This is a genomic window from Methylobacterium amylolyticum (assembly GCF_030700245.1).
GTDB lineage: Bacteria > Pseudomonadota > Alphaproteobacteria > Rhizobiales > Beijerinckiaceae > Methylobacterium.
Genome location: NZ_JAUYZI010000043.1, coordinates 15993 through 34474, shown reverse-complemented (window position 1 = coordinate 34474; position 18482 = coordinate 15993). Strand labels below are relative to the sequence as shown.

Genomic DNA, 18482 nt, shown 5'->3' with positions numbered 1-18482 from the left:
CCTACTCACCTTGGATCAACGCGACGGGGGGAGGGAGACGCAGCGAGACACGCGCGCTGCGCTCGTACCGCCTCACTCACGCCCGCGAGGTCGAAACGCAACGTCTCGCCGCCGACTTGCGCCGTGAGACTGCCGAAGCGCGGGAGGACACGAGCCGGGTCGGCACCGCGACCCAGCTCGATCGGCAGAAGCAAGCCCTCGGGTACGGGCGCGCCCGCCCGGCCCGACCAACGGGTGGCGCCTGTCGTAATGGTGACGTCGACGATCGAGCCGGGCGGGCGCTGCCACCTCGCGCTCTCGATCGCCAAGAAGCCCTGCCCGGCGGTCGTCCGCTGGTAGGCGATCATCTGCCCGTCGCGGCGGAGTTCGATCGTGCAGTAGGGTCCCAGCGGCCCCGCCGACGCCTTGAGGAGCCAAGGGCCGACCGGACGCTCGGTGACGGTGTAACGCCCGATCTGCCTCGTCACCGTCTGGGCTTCCACACTCCACGTTGTGGTCAACGCGCAGAGGAACACGAGGGGGTGGACCACGCGCCGGACCTTCGGGTGAGCTTTCCGTGCCGCAGGCGAGGGATCGACGCCAGGCTGTACCGAGGCGGTGGGAAGGGTGAGGAGGTCGGCCATGCGTTCGCATAACCCGCCGATGGAGTGGCGCTCAACGTCCGCATCCCACCCCCTGCGGCCGTTCACAGGGTCGAGCGGATCAGGTTTTGATCCGAGGGTGCGTCCAGGCCGGCCGGTCCGCCGCGAGGGCTGTGCGACGGCACACATGCGGCGCCGGGCATCGCGCCGGGGCGCGGGCAGCCCCGCACTCGACTTGCTTGTCGGAATGAGATCTGCGGTTCTCTTCTCTCTATAATCTGCGTCATCGTATCGTCGGTCGGCGGTGTCATTCAGTCGTGAAGCGCGCGATCACACGTCCGATACAGTCCTCGTCTGGACCGGATTAAGGCCAAGCTTCGATCCGTCTCCTCTTATCAAGGTCGGCCCGCCGCGCGGTGCGGCTGCGGCGACCGCGGGAGGAACCGGACGGATGCGAAGACTCGCGGCACGACGCGCGACGACCCTCATCGCCACGGCCTGCTTCGGGGTGGCGGGCGCCACCTCCGCCCTGGCCGGCTCGGCCGCCCAGCCCGGCCAGACCATCGGTCTGCCGGTCGGCGCGCAGCTCCCCGTCGGCCTGTACTTCGTCAACCTGTCGAGCTTCGGCGTGCGCGGGACCGACCCGCGCGCCTCGACCTCGAACCCCAACCTGCCGACCCTGGCCTGGGCGACCCCCTGGCCCGTGCTCGGCGCGCGCCTGCAACTCTTCTTCACGCAGCCCGTGGTCGCCGCGAGCAGCCGCGGCGCCCCCTACCAGAGCGGGATCGGCCAGCAGCTCCTGGCCGGCCAGCTCGCCTGGGACCTCGGCGGCGATGTCGGCGTCAGCTACCTGTTCGGCGGCTACCTGCCGATCGACACCCGCTTCCTGACGCAGGAGGCCTCGTTCACCCACCGCTTCGCCGCGAGCTACACCGGCCACGGCTTCAACCTCACCGCCAACCTGCTCTACGGCACCTTCGTCAACGCGCGCTCGCCCGACGGCGTGCTCTACCCCGACTACCTGAACCTCGACCTGACCGCGACGCGCAAGTTCGGCAAGTTCGAGGTCGGCCCCGTCGCCTTCGGCTCGACCGATCTGCCGACCAACGTCGCGGGCTACCGGCGGCAGGGCCAGTTCGCGGTCGGCGGCCTCGTCGGCTACAATTTCGGCCCGGTGAACCTCCAGGCCTACGTCACCCGCGACGTGATCCAGCGCAACTACGGCGGCACCGAGACCCGCGGCTGGCTGCGGGCGATCGTGCCGATCTTCCAGGACAAGGCCGACGTGGCCCCCGACCGCACCCTGGTGACCCGCGAGCAGAACGACTGAGCGGGCGGGGATACGCGGTCAGCGGCGGTCGCCGGACGCGCCCCGCTCGGTCACGAGCAGCACGGCCTGGGCCGCGAGCCAGCCGGCGGCGCCGCCGCCGGCCTTCACGAGGAAATCGGTCGGCCGGCCGTGCCGGGTCGCGGTGAGCACCTGGCCGTATTCCAGCAGCGCGGCGGCCGCCACCACGGCCAGGAGCACGGCCAGGCGCTGGCGCGGGTAGGCCAGGGTGGCGAGCAGCCCGAACCCGCCATAGGCCAGCACCCGCTCCAGGTTCGCCGGCCCGACCTCCGGCCGCAGGCCGATCGGCGCCAGCGTGACGAACATCAGGGCCGCGAGGAGGGTCCAGACCGCGAGGCGGAGCAGGGTGCGCATCGGCCCCTGTTGGCGGCCCGCGCCGTGCGGGTCAATGCGGGCCCGCCCTCCGCTTGACGGCCAAGCACAGCCAGCGTCTAACGGCCTGCATCGGTGCGGGAACACCGCATTCGCGCCGCGGCCCCGGCTTCAGGACTGATGATCGCCACCCGATGCGCCTCCGCGCCCTCCTGATCGGCCTCGTCGGACTCCTCGCCCTGGCGGCCGTCGGCGTCGCCCTCGCGTGGCCGCTGCTCGCCGGGCACGCCCGCGACCGGATCGAGGCGCGGCTCGCGCGGGAGACCGGCCTGCGCTGGCGCATCGGCCGCCTCGAACTCGACGCGAGCCCCGGCCTCGTCCTGGCCGACGTGACGGTGATGGGCGACGGCCTGTCCGGCCGCCTCGCGCGCGCCCGGGCGACCGGATCCGCGGGCCTGCTGCTCGGCGGCGCGGGGACGGTGCAGGTGCGGGTCGAGGCCGCGAGCCTCACGGTGCCGATGACCCTGCCGGCGGCCCGCCCGGGGGAAGCCGCACCCGCGGGATCGGGCGGACCCGCCCTCACGGCCCTGCGGGCCATCGTGCGCGGCGCCGACGCCGCCCCGACCGGCGACGGCCGGACGCTGGCGCTCGCGGCCGCCGAGGCCGAGTTCGACCTCGACATCGCCCCCGGCCCTTCCGGCGGCGAGCCGTCGATCCGCGTCGCGCTGCCCGAGCGCGGCGCCGTCCTCGACCTCGAAGCCGCCCCCGGCGGCGCGGCGCGGCCACTCGCCCTGACCCTGGCGCCGGCCGGCGGCCCGCGGATCGCCGCCACCGCGACCGTCCGGCGCGACGGCGCCGACCTGCGGCTCGACCGGATCGCCGGGACGATCGACCGGGCCCCGTTCTCGGGCACCCTCGCCGCGGCGGCCGCGGGCGGGCGGCCGAGCCTCGCCCTGGACCTGCGCCTCGACGCGCTGGCGCTGACCGAGGCGGGCGCCGAGGCCCCCGCCGACCCGGGCGCCGGGCTCACCGTGCCGGTCCGGACCGACCTCGTGCCGGATCCCGCGTGGCTCGCCGGCTTCGACGGTCAGGCCCGCGTCGCGGTCCAGCGCCTCGCGCTCGGGCCGGTCCAGGCCACGGCGGTCGCGCTCACGGCCCGGGTGCGGGACGGCCGGCTGGACGCCGCCCTCGACACGGCCGCGCTCTACGGCGGGTCCGCCCGGGGCCGCTACGTGCTGGAGCCGGAGGGGCGGACCGGGCGCCACCAGATCGGCCTGTCGCTGTCGGGGGTGCGCGTGCTGCCGCTGCTGCGGGACGTGGCCGGCGTGTCGGGCCTCGACGGGACCGGCACGGCCCGCCTCGACGTGCAGGCGCGCGGCCTCACCCCGCGCGATCTGGTGCGCAGCGCGGCCGGGCAGGCCGAGATCGCCGCGGTCGACGGGCGGATCGACGGGCTCGACCTCGCCCGGGCGGCGGGGCTCACCGGCGTCGGCGGCAGCCTCGCCACCCGCCTCGACCGGCTCGGGGGCCGCTTCACCCTCGGCGAGGGCCGGGCGACCACGCGGGACCTGACCCTCAAGACCGGGCTGATCGAGGCCGAGGGCGCCGGCACCCTCGACCTCGTCGCCCGCACCCTCGATCTCCGGTTCAAGCCGATCCGGGTGACGGCGGGCGGGCGCCTCAACGTGCCGATCCAGGTCTCCGGCCCCTGGGACGGGCCGTCCGTCACCGCCGACGTCGCGGGGCTCGCCGAGGATCCGATGGGCGCGCTGGAGGGGTTGCGCAATCTCGGCGAGACCCTGATGCGCGGCACCCCGGGCGGCGATCCCGGCGAGGGCCTGGGCGGCTTCCTCGACGCGCTGATCCCCCGTCAGGACCGGCCCCCCGCCCGGCGCCGGCCGTGACCCCCATTCCCGACGAGGCTTAGCGCGACGATGCCCCTCCGACGCTCCCGGATCCCCGGCCCGCTCCGCCCGGCGCGCGGGCGCGCGCGCGGCCGGGGGGCGGCGCTCCTGGCCGCCGCCTGGGTCGCGGCCGTGCCCGCGATCGGGGCCGCACCGCGGTCGGCCGCGGCGGACGCGCCGCGGCGCGCCGCGCTGTCGGTCAGCGTCAGCCCGGCCCGGGCGCAGTGCTTCACCGACCGGGTGGAGGTGACCGGCACCCTGGCGCCGCACCAGCAGGTCGATGTCGGGGCCGAGCGGGAGGGGCTGAAGGCGGCGCAGATCCTGGCCCGGCCCCTCGACATCGTCACGGCCGGGCAGGCGCTCGCCCGGCTGGTGCCGGCGGACGGGCCCGAGTCGGCCGCGGTGACCGTGCGCGCGCCGGTGGCCGGCGTCGTGCTCCGCAGCCAGGGCACGGTCGGCCAGCCGGTCTCGCCGCGGCAGGGGCCGATGTTCCAGCTCATCGCGGGCGGAGAGCTCGACCTCGTCGCGGAGGCGCCGCTCGCCGATCTCGGCCGGATCCGTCTCGACCAGCCGGTGACCGTGCGCGCGCTCGGCGGCGCCGAGATCCAGGGCCGGGTGCGCCGGATCGACCCCGCCGCGGAGCCGGCCGCGCAGGTCGGGCGGCTGCGGATCGGGCTCGGCGCCAACCCGGACCTGCGGACCGGCACGTTCGCGCGCGGGGTCGTCACCGTCGGGCGGCGCTGCGGCGTCGGCGTCTCCTACTCCGCCGTGCAGTACGAGCCGGACGGGACGATCGTGCAGGTGGTCGCCGGCGACCGGATCGAGACCCGGCAGGTCTCGGTCGGCCTGCTCGACGGCACCGACGCCGAGATCCTGTCCGGCCTGTCCGAGGCCGACCTCGTGGTGGTCCGCGCCGGCCCGTTCGTGCGCGAGGGCGACCTCGTCGAGCCGATCCAGGCGGGGGCGGCCCGGTAGGAGCCGGGTGACCGCGGCATCGATCGGGTCCGAACGACGCGAGGCACGCGGGCACCCGAAGATCTCCTGTCAGGCTTAGTGTCTTCCGTCAGGCCTGCCATGGATCGATGATCGTCAGCCCGCAATCGGCAAAGCCTCCGGCATCGCGTGTGGCGATGTCGGCCCCCGCCATGCGCGTGATCGCCGCGATCAACGCGTCGAAGCCGTCGATCGGGGCGCCGGCGCTGCGCCGCCCGCTGACGATCCGCGCGTAGTGGGGCGCCGCGGCGGCGTCGAACGGGAGGACCCGACCCGCGAAATCCTCGGCGAACATCGCATCGACGAGGGCGGCCAACCTGTCGCGTCGGCGGCCAGCCGGCAGCACGGCGATCCCGTAGAGGATCTCCGCCCGCGTGACGCTCGTGGTGTAGAGCGAGTCTCGTGGCTGAGCTGCGATCCAGGCGACGACGCCCGCATCCGGGTCAGGCCGCATCAGTTCCGACACGACATTGGTGTCCAGAACGATCACCCGCCGAACCGGGGAGCCGGGCTGACTGTCACCGGCGGATGCGGTTCGAGATCGACCCCGCCCAAGGGAGCGAAACGTCGGCGGATCGCATCGGCGAGGTTCTGCGGCGCCGCCGCGGAGGGCGCGAGCGCGTCCGTCAGGATCGCGCTGGCCTCGGCTTCGACCGATCGGCGATTGCTGGCGGCACGCGTGCGCAGCCGATCCGCCACCCGGGCGTCGAGTTCTCGCAGAACGATCGTATCCGTCCGGCTTTTGGGCATCGTCACGCCATTCTGAGCGGTGGTGCGGGCGCTGGCAATGCGCGAGACGGCGCAGAAGCCGGACTCACGCGGCGATCCGCTCCCCCCGCAGCGCGTCCCGGCGCGGCACGGCCTCGCTCCACTCGGCGCGCTGGCGCGGCAGCGCCTCCGGGTGCTCCGCCTGGAGCCACGCGATCATCGCCTCGCGCACCGCGCAGCGCAGGTCCCAGGCCTGGGGGGCGTTGCGGGCGCTGACCAGCATCCGCACCTCGATGACCGTCTCCTTCGCGTCCGAGACCTGGAGGTTGACGACGTTGCCGTCCCACAGGGGCTGGGCGGCGGCGATCTCGGCGAGCCGCTCCCGCATCCGCGCCACCGGCGCGCGGTGGTCGAGGTAGAGGAATACGCTGCCGATCAGCGAGGCGCCGTCCCGGGTCCAGTTCTGGAACGGCTTCTGGATGAAGTAGGTCAGCGGCAGCACGAGGCGGCGCCAGTCCCAGAGGCGCACCACCACGTAGGTGGCGGTGATCTCCTCCACCCAGCCCCACTCGTTCTCGACGATGATCGCGTCCTCGATCCGGATCGGCTGGGTGATGGCGATCTGGATGCCGGCCACGAGGTTCGACAGGACCGGCTGCATTGCGAGGCCGAGGATCAGCCCGGCGGCGCCCGCCGAGGCGAGCAGGCTGACGCCGTACTGGCGCACCGGCTCGAAGGTCATCAGCGCGACCGAGACCGTCAGCAGCGCCACCAGCGTCACCGCGGCGCGCTCCAGGATGCGCACCTGCGTGAAGTGCTTGCGCGCCAGCAGGTTGTCCTCCGCGTCGAGCTTGAACCGGCGCAGGTAGATCACCGTGGCGATGTGCAGCGCCGTGGCGCAGCACCAGCCGACCAGGGTGACGAAGGCGACGAGCAGGATCTGGTTGAGGACGATCCGCACCTCCCAGGTCAGGGGCGCGGTGGCCGAGGCGGCGCTGATCGCCACGATCAGCAGCGCCAGCCGGCTCGGCCCGCGGGTCCGCGCCACCAGCGAGCGCCAGAACAGGCTGCGGTCCGCCACTGCCCGCTTCAGGGTGCGGAAGGCGATCCCGTGCACGGGCCAGATCACGGCGCAGCAGCCGCCGACCAGCAGCAGGCTCTCGACCCACCACGGCAGCCACGCGAGCCAGGCGGCCGCGGCGCGGGCGAGGGCGTCGATGTTCGACATCGGGCTCCGTCTCCAGGGCGTTGAGGCGCGGTGAGGCGCGTCGGTGCGACCTGGGAGAAGCCATGGCGTCGGCGCGGGTTCCGCAATGCACCATGTTCGTGCTGCAATGCGGTGTCGACTGCGGTGCCGACGTCGGGGCCTGTTGGCCGGGGCTCAGTAATGCACCGCCGCGCGGATCCCGAGGACGAGCGCGTTCTTGACGCGCCCGGCATTCGGGTCGCGCGGATCGGCGATGCCGCCGCCGGGATGCAGGACGAGCTGCACGTCGGGCTGGACCGTGAAGCCCGGCGCCACGACCGCCTGATAGGTGACCTCGATCACGCTCTCCGCCCGCCGCCGCGGCATCGGCCGCCCGGTGAACCGGATCGTGTCGTCGTCGGCGCCGCGGGCGTCGCCGCCGATCCGGGCGTAGGCGACGCTCACCCCCACCGTGTCGGCGTCGCGGCCGGGGATCAGGCCCCGGTAGGCGAGGCCCGCGTCCAGGTAGGCGTCGATCAGGCTGGAGCGGCTCGGCGAGTAGGCGGCGCGCACGAAGAAGCCGAGCCCCTCGTCGTCCTTGCCGGGCTCCTGGTAGAGGGTCTGGTCGTAGATCGCGTAGATCCCGGCATTGCCGCGCAGGCGCCGGCCGAAGCCCGCCGCGTTCGGGTCGGCGAGCGGCAGGCCGGTGATGTCGGTGCGCAGGCTCGCGAACCGGCCGGCATGCCGCCAGCCGCCGATGGTGATGTCGCCCGGCAGCCCCGCCGATCCGGGTCGGGTGTTGTAGGCGTAGGTCGCCTCGGCGATCAGCAGGGCCGGATCGCGCAGCCGGAAGGCGGTGCCCGCCGGATCGAGCCGCTGCGGGTCGACGGTGTTGCCGGGCCGGTTGGCGCCGGCGGGATCGCCGTCGTAGAGCCCGACCTGGAGCGAGAAGCCGTTGCCCGGCACGTACTTGGCCCGGATCGCCGGCGTCGCCAGCGGGTAGGCCGGGCCGCCGCTCGGCAGGTCGAGCCCGGTGATGGCGGGCCAGCCGAAGGTCGAGTTCACGAACAGGGTGGCGGTCTGGCTGACGAAGAACTCGGTGTCGGCCCCCTGCTGGCCGATCCGCACGCCGAGCGTGTTGTCGAACAGTTGCTGGTCGAGCCACAGCACGTAGAGGCGCGAGGACGGGAGCGCCTCGATCACGCTGGTGGTGAGCAGGTTGCCGACGTAGTAGCGCGACAGGCCGGTGCCGTGGATGAAGTAGGCGTTGGCGTGGGCGGTGGCGCCCTCCCAGCCCGCCAGCCGCTCCAGGTCGAGGTTGAGCCGCAGGTTCAGCCGGTCCTCGACGATCGCGCCGCGGCGCACGCCCCCGCGCGGGTTGCCGAGGATGTCGAGGAAATAGGAGAGGCCGTACTCGATCCCGCGCGCCTTCAGCGTGGGCCGCAGCCCGAGCGGGTCGCCGATCGGTCCGAGCGCGGGCGCGATCGAGCGCATGTAGCCGCCCGACGACTGGCTGGTCGATTCCGGCTGCGCGACCGAGACGCGGGGATCGTTGCCCGCGCCCTCGTAGACCGGCCGGCTTCCTTGCGCCGCCGCCGCCGTCGCGGCGAGCGCCCACACGGCCGCCGCCGCCGCGCGCATCCCCGGCGCCCCGTGCGCGGCCGCCATCCTCATGCCCGCGCGGTCACCGGGCCGCCCCGATCTCCACCGTGCCGAAGCCCGTCCGCCCGAAGCGGGCCGGCCGGTACATGTCCTCGACGCTGGCGGCGGGGTGCACGTAGGTCCCCGGCGAGACCGCCCGCACCACGTAGGCGACGGTGAGGAAGGCCGGCTGGTCGGGGGTGCGCTCGTAGGCCGCCACGAACCGGTCGTCGCGGAACTCGGTGTGGACCGGCTGCACGTCCGACTTGGCGAAGCTGAGGCCCTGGAGCGCGTCGGCGTCGAGCAGCCGCGGGTTGTCGATCTCCAGCCCGGCGGGCAGGCGGTCGACGAGGAGCAGGCGCGCGGCCGCGGCCTTGGCCTCGGTCACCTTCAGCACCACCACGAGGCGGTCGTTCTGGCGGATCGCCCGCGGATCGACCGCGCTGCCGTCGAGCCGGTGAAGGCTGCGCGCCACCGTGTAGCCCCGGGACTCGGCGGGCTCGGGCGTCAGCGGGTTGCCGTCGATGCCGAGCGCCACCTGCACCGGCTCGCGGCCGGTGTTGACGAGGCTGCGCGCGCCCCCCGCGAGGTCGGCCGCGCGGTAGACCCGGGCGAGCGGCCCGGCCTGGGTGGCCCCGTCGAGGCTGAACGACAGGCCCGCCGCCTCCTTCGACAGGGATTGCGCGGCGAGCACCAGCCACGCGTTCTCCTGGGTGCTGGTCGGGCGGGTGTCGCCGCGCTCCTCGCCGATCACCGCGGCGGAGGGGGCGAGCGCCCCCTGCGCCAGCCCGGTCTCGGCGGCCAGCGTGATCAGCCCGGCGCCGTCGCGCAGGCGCGAGCCGTAATCGGCCCGGTAGCCGCCGCCGTCCCGCTCGGTGCGCAGGGCCGACACCGCGGAGTCCATGGTGCGGGCCGCCCGCCCCCGGTCGCCGAGCAGCGCCAGGGCGGCGGCGATCTGCGCCCGGCCGAGCGCCGTGCGGAACTCGGCGAGCTTGGTGTCGGCGAGGTAGCGCAGGTCGCCCATCACCGGGCGGCCGTTGCGGGCGAGCACGTAGGCCGCGTAGGCGAGGTCGGCGCCGCCGTCGCGCACCTCCGTGGTGTTGGCGACCGCGTTGCGCATCCGGTCCAGCGCCTGCGCGAAGGCGGTCTGGGGCACCGCGAAGCCGCGCTCGCGGGCGCGGGTCAGGAAGTCGGTGACGTAGGCCGAGAGCCACAGGTCGTTCGCCCCCTGCGCCGACCACAGGCCGAAATCGCCGCTCGAATCCTGGCGCCCGAGCAGCCGCTCGATCGCCTCGCGCACCCGCCCGTCCGCGTCGGCGTCGAGGGCGAGCCGGTCCAGCGCCGCCAGCCGGTTGACGTAGAGGAGCGGCATCGCCCGGCTGACGATCTGCTCGGAGCAGCCGTAGGGGTAGCGGTCGAGCGCCCGCAGCAGCGCCGGCACGTCGAGCCCGGGCAGCGCCGAGGCCGAGACCGAGACGCTGCCGGTCCCCGGGATCACGTCGGCGAGGAGGTCGGCGCCGATCTGAAGGCTCTCGCCCGGCGCCAGCGTGCGGACCGAGCGGCGCAGCAGCGCCCCCGTGCCCGGCGCGATGCCGAGGGAGAAGCTCTGGCCGAGGCTGCCGGTCAGGCCGGGGCCGGTGAGCGCGAGGTCGAGCCGGGCGGTGCCCGGTCCCGCGGCGGTCAGCGGGATCGCGACCTGCGCCCTGTCCCCGGCCTCCAGCCGGACGCTCCGGTGCAGGGCGTCGGCGCCGACCACGACCGGGCCGGCGGGGTCGAGGTCGAGGGCGTAGTCGCCCGCCGGGCCCTCGACGTTGTCGAGCGCCACGAACAGCCGCGAGCGGTCGCCGATATCGAGGAAGCGGGGCGTCGTGGCGGTGAGCACCACGGGGTCGCGGATGATCACGTCGGCCTGCGCCTGCCCCACCCGCCCGCCGGTCCAGGCGGTGACCATCACCCGGCCGGTGCCGTTGAAGGCCGGGAGCGGGAACGTGACCCGCGCGGTCCCGTCCGCCGCCACCGCGACGATACCGGAGTAGAGCGCCAGCGGCGCCTGGGTCGGCGGCGCGTCGGCGAGTTCCCCGCTGCCCGCGTCGCCGCCGGAGCGGATGGCGCCGACCGTGCCCTGCATGCCGTCGATCAGGTAGCCGTAGAGGTCGCGCAGCTCCGGCCCGAGCGCCTTCTGGCCGAGGAAGTACCGGGTCGGGTCCGGCGCCTCGTAGCGGGTGAGGTTGAGGATGCCGACATCGACCAGCGCGACCACGATCCGCGCCTCCTCGCCGGGCTTCAGCCCGGCCACCCGCACCGGCAGGGTCAGGTCCTGGCGCGGACGGGTCTTCTCCGGCGCGTCGACCGTGACGGAGAGGCTGCGGGCCGGGCGGTCGACCGAGAACCACGCGAGCCCCAGCGCCCGGCCCGGCAGGCGCTTGGCCGCCTGATCGAGGGGGCGGTAGGCGGTGGCCACGAGGTAGGCCCCCGTGCCCCACTCGGCCTTGACCGGCAGGCTCACCGTGGTGCCGCCCTCGGGCACAGCGACCTCCACGGTCTCGTGCACCCGGTCGCCGACCACCAGCACGCTCGCCTGCCCCTTGAAGCCCGGGTTGATCTGGGCCCGCAGCGTGTCGCCGGCCGCGTAGGCCGCCTTGTCGAGGGTGAGGTCGAGGAGGTCGGGCGCCTGCGCCGTCTCCGAGCCGCCCCAGCCCACGTCGAAGCCGAGGCTCGCGGCGGCCTCCGGCGCGCCGGGCGCCGACACGTCGAGCCGGTAATGCCCGAGCCCGACCGGCGCCTCGATCTTCCTGGGTGCCTCGGCCGCGAGGTCGACCGTCCCGCCCGCCACGCGCCGGGCGGTCTTCACCGGCTCGAACGACCAGCGCCCGTCGGCCCGATACCACTGGTAGCTGCGCTCGACCCGCGACAGGCTCCAGGTGACGCCGGGCTTCGCCAGCCGCCGCCCGTCGGGGGCGGCGAGCACCAGCTCGAACCCGGCGATGCCGCCCTCCTTCAGCTCGCCGAAGGTCTTGCGCACCGCCAGCACCGGCGCGGCGGGCAGGATCGGCAGGGTGAGGCTGCGCGACAGCGCCCGCCCGCCGGGCTCGCCGACCGCGAGGGTGATCTTCGCCTCCATCGGCCGCGGGGCCGCGACCTCGGGGATCGGAACGGACACGGTCGCCGCGCCCTGCGCGTCGGTGGTGGCGTGCGAGGCGAGTTCCTGGGTGGTCGGCTCGATCTGCTCGTCGTCGAGGCCGACCGAGAAGCCCTCCAGGCCCGGCACGCCGCTGGCCTTGGCCGGCGCGACCGTGACGCTGCCCGACACGTCGAGCCCGGCGCCCGGCGCGCCGTAGAGGTAGCGCGCAGCGACCGCGACGCCCGCCGGCTCGCCCTTACGCAGGGCCGCCTGCGCGGGCTTGAGGGTCACCTCCAGCCGCTCGGGGACGTAGTCTTCCAGGAGGAAGCTGGTCTCGCCGACCGCGGGCGCCTTCGGATCGGTGTAGGCGGCGATCCGCCACGTGCCGTGCATCGCCCCCGACAGGAGCGCGAGCGGCAGCGCCCGCCCGCCGAGGCCGCCGTCCGGCACCGAGACGCGGCGGTACTCGACCCCGTCCGGGCGCTTGACCACGAGGGTCAGCGGCAACCCCGGCACCGCGGTGCCGCGGGGATCGCGCAGCAGGGCGGTGATCTGGACCGTCTCGCCGGAGCGGTAGACTCCGCGCTCGGTGAACACGTAGGCGTCGAGGCCGCCGGTCTCGGGGCGGCCCTTCACGCCGCGGTCGGTCAGGTCGAAGGCGCCGAGCGCGAGGTCGAGGAAGCCGTAATCGTCGCCCGACTGCGCCACGACGAGGCTCGGGGCCGCCCCGCCCTCCCCCCGGGCAAGCCCCGGATCGAAGGCCGCGTGGCCCTGCGCGTCGGTCTTCTTCGCCGCCAGCACCTCGTTGTTGCGGGCGATCAGGCGGATCTCGGCGCCGGGCGTGACCGCCGCAGAGCTGAGCGAGCGCAGGAACACGTGCACCCCGTCCCGGCCCTTGGTGGCGGTCAGCCCGAGGTCGGAGACCACGAACCACTGGGTCGCCTGCTGCTCGTAGCCGCCGTCCTCGTCGGAGGCGGGTGCCGTGCCGGAGGCCTGCGCCAGCATCACGTAGATGCCGGGCTCCAGCCGGCCGACCGCCTGGAGGACGGGAAAGGCGGTCACCGCCTCCTGGTTCAGCTCGGCCTTGGCGGTGTCGAGCGTGCCCTTCCAGACGCGCACGCCCTTCTCGGCGGCGAGCGAGCGGGCCGTGGACCCGCTGAGCTGGCTGAGGAAGTCCTCCGAGCGCAGCGTCGGCAGCAGGCCGCGGTCGCCGATGCGCAGCACCTCGACGTCGAGCTTGGGCGCGTTCACCGAGACCAGGGGCACGCCGGCCTGTCCGGTGCGGGGCAGGACGTAGTTGCGGCCGGTGAACCGCACCTGCGGGGCGCGGTCGCGCACGTAGACCTCGTAGTCGGCGGCCTTGAGCAGGCTCTCGCCCACGGCCGAGGGCAGGCCCGGGCGCACCACCACCGCGTAGCGGCTGCCGTGCTTGAGCCCGTCGACGCAGACCTGATTGCCCTCCCCCGTCACCGCCGCCCCGGCGCTGCCGGCGACCGCGAGGTAGGGCGCGAAGTCGGCCTTCGGCGCCACCGCCTCCGAGAAGGTGAAGCACAGGCGCGGGGCGGCCGCGTCGGAATCGACCTTGTAGTCGAGGATGCGGAAGCCGTGCTCGGCGCGCAGGGTCTCGTAGGCCTCGCGCACGGCGCCCGCGTCGGCGAGCGCGAGGCTCGCCGCGTAGGCGTCGAGCGCCGGCCGCCACTCTTCCTGCTCGGCCTGGGTCTCGCCGAGCAGCGCCAGCGAGGCCGCGGCGTCGGCGGCGGAGCGGGACCGCTCGTAGGCGCGGTAGGCCGCCGCCAGCGCCCGGCCGCGCAGGCGGGCGCGGCCCTGGTAGTCCCGCTCCTCCGTCTCCCCCGCGGCGGCCTGGGCCGCCCGGGCGTAGGCCTGCCAGTTGCGGGGATCGGCGGGGTCGGCGGCGACCGCGGCCGTGAGCGGCGTCAGCGCCTCGGCCGGCTTGTCGGCCGCGAGCAGCGCCTCGCCGTCGCGGCGGGACTGCGCCGCGGGCTTCAGCGGGCCCCCGGCCTCGCCCTTGAGGGCGGCTTCGAGCCGCACCGCGTCGCTCGCCAGCGCCGGCCGCAGGAAGGTCTTCTGGACCGGGGCAGCGGCGGCGGGCCGCGCCGGGGCGCGGGACGCGGGCGTCTGGCTCGCCGGTGTCTGGGCTGTCGGTGTCTGGATCGTCGGTGTCTGGGCCGCGGGCGTCTGCGCCGCGGCCCCGGCGAGCGTCAGGCTCAGGGCGGCGAGGCCGCCCGCGACCGTCCCGAACCAGCGCATCGGCCCTGCCCTCCCGGAGCCCCGCGGAGGCGGGGCGATTCGCGGCGAGGGCGGAGCTTAACCGATTCCGGCGCCGGGGCGAGCCGTCTCAGGCCGCCCGCACGGTGTCGAGGAACCGGCCGACCTCCGCGGTGAGGTGCTCGGACTGGCGCGCCATCTCGGAGGCCGCCGCCAGCACCTGGCTCGCCGCCGCGCCGGTCTCCTCGGCCGCCCCGGCCAGCGCGCCGATGCTGCCGGTGACCGCGCCGGTGCCGGCCGCCGCCTCGGCGACGTTGCGCACGATCTCCTGGGTCGCCGCGCCCTGCTGCTCCACCGCCGCGGCGATCGAGGTCGCGACCGCGCTGATCTCGCGGATGCGCCCGCCGATCCCGTCGATGGCGCCGACCGCCTGCCCGGTCGCCGACTGGATCCGGGCGATCTGCCCCGAGATCTCCTCGGTCGCCCGGGCGGTCTGGCCGGCGAGCGCCTTGACCTCGGCGGCGACCACCGCGAAGCCGCGGCCCGCCTCGCCGGCCCGGGCCGCCTCGATCGTGGCGTTGAGCGCGAGCAGGTTGGTCTGCGCGGCGATGCCGGAGATCAGCGCCACGACGTCGCCAACCCGGGCCGCCGCGGCGCTGAGATCCCCCACCAGGGTCGCGGTCTCGCCGGCCTGGGCCACCGCCTCCCGCGCGAGGCCCGCCGAGGCGTCGACCTGCCGGCCGATCTCCTGGACCGAGGCGCCGAGTTGCTCGGCCGCCGCCGCCACCGTGCCGACATTGGTCGCCGCCTCCTCGACCGCGACCGAGACGGCGCCGGTGCGCCCGGCGGCGTCGGCGGCGCTGCCGGACAGGCCGCGGGCCGTGGCCTCCAGCTCGGTGGCCGCCGAGGACACCCCGCCGACGATCCCGCCGACCGCGCTCTCGAAGGCGCCCGCCATGTCGCGCATCGCCGCCCGGCGCTGGGCCTCGGCGCCGGCGCGGGCCAGCGCGGCCTCCTCCTCCAGGCCGCGGGCGCGGGTCAGGCCCTCGCGGAACACCGCGACGCTGGCGGCCATGGCGCCGATCTCGTCGCTCCGGTCGGTGCCGGGGATCGCGGCGGCGGTGTCGCCGGCGGCGAGGCGCTGCATCGCCGCGGTCATAGCCCGCAGCGGCCGCCCGACGCCGCGCTGCATGTAGAGGGCGGCGCCCAGCGCGATCAGCAGCGCGAGGCCGCCGAGGGCCAGCGTGCGCCCGTTGGCGGCGTCGTAGACCGCCGCGATCTCGGCCCCGCTCGCGGCGGTGGCGGCCGCGTTCATGTCGATCAGCCGGTCCCACTCGGCGGTGACGGCGTTGATGCCGGTCGACATCACGGTGTTGTACATCTGCTGCGCGCCGGCCGCGTCGCCCGCGGCCGCCCGCGCCGCCGCCTGCGTCTGCAACTCCTCGTAGGCGGCGAGGTGGCGGCGGAGCGCGCCGTAGGTCTCGCGTTCCGCCGGGGACAGCGGCAGCGCCTCGTAGCGGGCGAACTGCTCGGCGAGCTGGGTCCTGCGCTTGGCGAGCGTCGCCACGACCTCGGCCTTCAGGGCGGGATCGGCGGCGGTGATCAGGCGGATGCCGTTGGTGCGCAGGCGCATCACGAGCACGCCGATCCGCCCGAGCGAATCGGTCGCCGGCACGCGCGCGTCGCGCAGCGAGGCGGCGGTGGTGTTGACCTCGCGCAGGCCCGCGAGCGACAGGCCGCCCAAAGCCGCGATCAGGACCACCATCATCGCGAGGCACAGGCCGAGCTTGGCCGCGATCGACATCCCGTTGCGCACGCCCTGTTCCTCCCACGCCCGCAGCGCGCGGGCCGGTGAGGCGTGACACAGAGCGGTTAATACAATTCCCAGCGGTGCTTATCGGAAGATTACACGCTTGTGCCGATGGGGCCCGTCCGGCGCGCTTCGCTTCGGCGCGCCGAATTCGAGGGCTGTTTCCGACCGCGTTGCGCGCAGGACACGACAGTTCGGCGTCTGCGTCGGCCGTTCCTACCAACCCCCCTCATCCTGAGGCGGCGTCGCGCAGCGGCGCCCTCGAAGGAGCCCTCCAGCCAGCCGCGCGATCCCTGGAGCCCTCCTTCGAGGCCCGCTGACGCGGGCACCTCAGGATGAGGGGGAGGGTCGGAAACGCCCCTCGGCGCGCCGTGCCGTATACCGTGCGCGTTGCGATCGTCCGCAGCTCCAGGCGGAGGCCGGGACGCGGACCCCGCCGTCGAAGGTGATCGCGTGGCCGCGGGCGTAGCGGCCGGCGGGGAAGTCCTCGCCCTCCGCCAGCCGCCAGCGGATCTCGGCCGTGTGGGTCGACACTCAGTAGACCTGCGCCGCCTCCGCGCGGGCCGGCTGCGGCCCGCCGCGGTCGAGGCCCTTCTCCACCACCTTGGCGAGGCCGACCATGATCGCGTCGATGGCGTAGTCCTTGGGTGTGTAGACCGCGCGCACGCCCATGTTCTTCAGGACCAGCTCGTCCTCCGGCGAGATGATGCCGCCGACCACCACCGGGATGTGGTCGAGCCCGGCCTCGCGCATCTGCGCGCGCACCTCGCGCACCAGCGGCACGTGGCTGCCGGACAGGATCGACAGGCCGACCACGTGGGCGCCGGTCTCGCGCGCCTTGGCGACGATCTCGGCCGGGGTCTGGCGGATGCCGTCGTAGGTCACGTCGAAGCCGACGTCGCGGGCTCGGAGCGCGATCTGCTCGGCGCCGTTCGAGTGGCCGTCGAGGCCGGGCTTGCCGACCACGAGCTTCGGGGTCTCGCCCAGCCGCTCGCCGAGATCGGCGATCAGCAGCCGCGCCTCCTCCGCCGCGCCGGAGGAGACCGTCTCGACGGTCACGCCGGTGGGCGCGCGGTACTCGCCGAACACGGCGCGCAGCCGGCTGCCCCACTCGCCGGTGGTGACGCCGGCCTTCGCCGCCTCGATCGAGGGCGGCATGATGTTGGCGCCCGAGCGCGCGGCCTGCTCCAGCGCGTCGAGGGCGGCGCCGGCCGCCCGGTCGTCGCGCTCCGCGCGCCACGCCCGGATCCGGTTGGCCGCCTCCATCTCCACCGTCTCGGAGACGGAGAAGATCGCCCCCTCCCCGGCGGTGAGCGGCGAGGGCTCGCCCTGCTGCCACTTGTTGACGCCGACGACGATCTGCTCGCCCGCCTCGATCGCCGAGATGCGCTTGGCGTTCGACTCGACGAGCGCCCGCTTGAGCGCCCCGGTCTCGACGGCGGCCACCGCGCCGCCGATGCCGCCGATGCGCTCGAGTTCCGCGCGCGTCTCGGCCTTGAGCGCCTCGACCTTGGCCTCGATCACCCGGCTGCCGTCGAAGATGTCGTCGTATTCCAAGAGATCCGTCTCGAAGGCGAGGATCTGCTGCATGCGCATCGACCATTGCTGGTCCCAGGGGCGGGGCAGGCCCAGCGCCTCGTTCCAGGCCGGGAGCTGGACCGCCCGGGCGCGGGCGCGCTTCGACAGGGTCACCGCCAGCATCTCGATCAGGATGCGGTGGACATTATTTTCAGGCTGCTGTTCAGTAAGTCCGAGACTATTTACTTGAACCCCATAGCGAAAAATGCGCTTCTTCGGGTCGTCGATCCCGTAGCGCTCCCGGGCGATCTCGTCCCACAGCTCCGAGAACGCCCGCATCTTGCAGATCTCGGTGACGAAGCGCAGGCCGGCGTTGACGAAGAACGAGATCCGCCCGAACACTTCGGGGAAGCTCGCCGCGTCGAATTCCGGATCCTCGCGCACCGTGTCGAGCACGGCGATGGCGATGGCGAGCGCGTAGGACAGCTCCTGCACCGGCGTCGCCCCGGCCTCCTGCAGGTGGTAGGAGCAGACGTTCATCGGGTTCCACTTCGGAACCGCCTGCGTCGTGAACAGGATCACGTCCTTGGTGAGCCTGAGCGACGGCGCGGGCGGGAATACGTAGGTCCCGCGCGACAGGTACTCCTTGATGATGTCGTTCTGGGTGGTGCCCTGGAGCGCGCTGATCGGCGCGCCCTGCTCCTCGGCGACCGCGAGGTAGAGCGCGAGCAGCCACGGCGCCGTGGCGTTGATCGTCATCGAGGTGTTCATCTGGGCGAGCGGGATGTCCTCGAAGAGGGTCCGCATGTCGCCGAGATGCGCGATCGAGACGCCGACCTTGCCGACCTCGCCGCGGGACAACTCGTGGTCCGGGTCGTAGCCGGTCTGGGTCGGCAGATCGAAGGCCACCGACAGGCCGGTCTGGCCCTTGGCGAGGTTGCCGCGGTAGAGCTTGTTCGACTCCGCCGCCGTGGAGTGGCCCGCGTAGGTGCGGATGATCCACGGCTTGTCGCGCTTGGCCTCCGCCGTGACGCCGTTCGCGCCCATCCCCGCCCTCTCCCGTGTGCAGACCTATCGCCCCGCACGCGGCGTGGCCTTGGCCCGCACCCTAGCGGAGGCGGGCGGGCCCGTCAT

Annotated in this window: 12 protein-coding genes; 3 read left to right on the top strand and 9 right to left on the bottom strand. The window is 74.5% G+C overall.

The window, feature by feature from the left end; genetic code table 11:
* Window positions 1-5: 5 nt before the first annotated feature.
* Complete coding sequence (locus Q8W71_RS24630) at window positions 6-623, bottom strand: hypothetical protein (RefSeq protein WP_305528053.1); 618 nt, start codon at window positions 621-623, stop codon at window positions 6-8.
* 409 nt (window positions 624-1032) lie between these two features.
* On the opposite strand from Q8W71_RS24630, the gene Q8W71_RS24625 reads away from it, so the two are divergent.
* Window positions 1033-1911, top strand: a complete 879-nt coding sequence (locus tag Q8W71_RS24625) for a transporter (protein ID WP_305528052.1) — start codon at window positions 1033-1035, stop codon at window positions 1909-1911.
* An 18-nt stretch (window positions 1912-1929) separates the two neighbouring features.
* Here the strand turns inward: Q8W71_RS24625 and Q8W71_RS24620 are convergent, their stop codons facing one another.
* The gene (locus Q8W71_RS24620; RefSeq protein ID WP_305528051.1) at window positions 1930-2283 is read right to left on the bottom strand and encodes a hypothetical protein; all 354 of its coding nucleotides are present in this window, start codon (window positions 2281-2283) and stop codon (window positions 1930-1932) included.
* Between the two features lie 152 nt (window positions 2284-2435).
* On the opposite strand from Q8W71_RS24620, the gene Q8W71_RS24615 reads away from it, so the two are divergent.
* Window positions 2436-4145 (top strand): AsmA family protein, encoded by a 1710-nt coding sequence (locus Q8W71_RS24615; RefSeq protein ID WP_305528050.1) that lies wholly within the window; start codon window positions 2436-2438, stop codon window positions 4143-4145.
* A gap of 30 nt (window positions 4146-4175) precedes the next feature.
* Complete coding sequence (locus tag Q8W71_RS24610; RefSeq protein WP_305528049.1) at window positions 4176-5120, top strand: efflux RND transporter periplasmic adaptor subunit; 945 nt, start codon at window positions 4176-4178, stop codon at window positions 5118-5120.
* Window positions 5121-5208: 88 nt separating this feature from the next.
* Here the strand turns inward: Q8W71_RS24610 and Q8W71_RS24605 are convergent, their stop codons facing one another.
* The 7 genes from Q8W71_RS24605 to Q8W71_RS24575 form a co-directional block, all read right to left on the bottom strand.
* Entirely contained in the window at window positions 5209-5628 is a 420-nt protein-coding gene (locus Q8W71_RS24605; protein WP_305528048.1) for a type II toxin-antitoxin system VapC family toxin, read from the bottom strand.
* Window positions 5625-5888, bottom strand: coding sequence for a FitA-like ribbon-helix-helix domain-containing protein (locus tag Q8W71_RS24600; RefSeq protein WP_305528070.1), 264 nt, complete (start codon window positions 5886-5888; stop codon window positions 5625-5627). The genes Q8W71_RS24605 and Q8W71_RS24600 overlap by 4 nt, the downstream gene beginning before the upstream one ends.
* 64 nt (window positions 5889-5952) lie before the next feature.
* Entirely contained in the window at window positions 5953-7074 is a 1122-nt protein-coding gene (locus Q8W71_RS24595) for a mechanosensitive ion channel family protein (RefSeq protein ID WP_305528047.1), read from the bottom strand.
* A 153-nt stretch (window positions 7075-7227) separates the two neighbouring features.
* Window positions 7228-8700 carry a carbohydrate porin gene (locus Q8W71_RS24590; protein ID WP_305528069.1) on the bottom strand — a complete coding sequence of 491 codons (1473 nt, stop codon included), beginning with the start codon at window positions 8698-8700 and terminating at the stop codon, window positions 7228-7230.
* 16 nt (window positions 8701-8716) lie between these two features.
* Window positions 8717-14062, bottom strand: a complete 5346-nt coding sequence (locus tag Q8W71_RS24585; protein ID WP_305528046.1) for an alpha-2-macroglobulin family protein — start codon at window positions 14060-14062, stop codon at window positions 8717-8719.
* 88 nt (window positions 14063-14150) lie between these two features.
* Complete coding sequence (locus Q8W71_RS24580) at window positions 14151-15836, bottom strand: methyl-accepting chemotaxis protein (RefSeq protein ID WP_305528045.1); 1686 nt, start codon at window positions 15834-15836, stop codon at window positions 14151-14153.
* A gap of 528 nt (window positions 15837-16364) precedes the next feature.
* On the bottom strand, window positions 16365-18395 hold the full coding sequence (locus Q8W71_RS24575) for a protein meaA (protein ID WP_305528044.1): 2031 nt from the start codon (window positions 18393-18395) through the stop codon (window positions 16365-16367).
* Window positions 18396-18482: the final 87 nt, after the last annotated feature.

Excerpts from the sequence above, each read along its gene's own strand:
- Q8W71_RS24630 (WP_305528053.1), bottom strand. The coding sequence starts at position 623 with ATGGCCGACCTCCTCACCCTTCCCACCGCCTCGGTACAGCCTGGCGTC.
- Q8W71_RS24625 (WP_305528052.1), top strand. The coding sequence starts at position 1,033 with ATGCGAAGACTCGCGGCACGACGCGCGACGACCCTCATCGCCACGGCC.
- Q8W71_RS24620 (WP_305528051.1), bottom strand. The coding sequence starts at position 2,283 with ATGCGCACCCTGCTCCGCCTCGCGGTCTGGACCCTCCTCGCGGCCCTG.
- Q8W71_RS24615 (WP_305528050.1), top strand. The coding sequence starts at position 2,436 with ATGCGCCTCCGCGCCCTCCTGATCGGCCTCGTCGGACTCCTCGCCCTG.
- Q8W71_RS24610 (WP_305528049.1), top strand. The coding sequence starts at position 4,176 with ATGCCCCTCCGACGCTCCCGGATCCCCGGCCCGCTCCGCCCGGCGCGC.
- Q8W71_RS24600 (WP_305528070.1), bottom strand. The coding sequence starts at position 5,888 with ATGCCCAAAAGCCGGACGGATACGATCGTTCTGCGAGAACTCGACGCC.
- Q8W71_RS24595 (WP_305528047.1), bottom strand. The coding sequence starts at position 7,074 with ATGTCGAACATCGACGCCCTCGCCCGCGCCGCGGCCGCCTGGCTCGCG.
- Q8W71_RS24590 (WP_305528069.1), bottom strand. The coding sequence starts at position 8,700 with ATGGCGGCCGCGCACGGGGCGCCGGGGATGCGCGCGGCGGCGGCGGCC.
- Q8W71_RS24585 (WP_305528046.1), bottom strand. The coding sequence starts at position 14,062 with ATGCGCTGGTTCGGGACGGTCGCGGGCGGCCTCGCCGCCCTGAGCCTG.
- Q8W71_RS24575 (WP_305528044.1), bottom strand. The coding sequence starts at position 18,395 with ATGGGCGCGAACGGCGTCACGGCGGAGGCCAAGCGCGACAAGCCGTGG.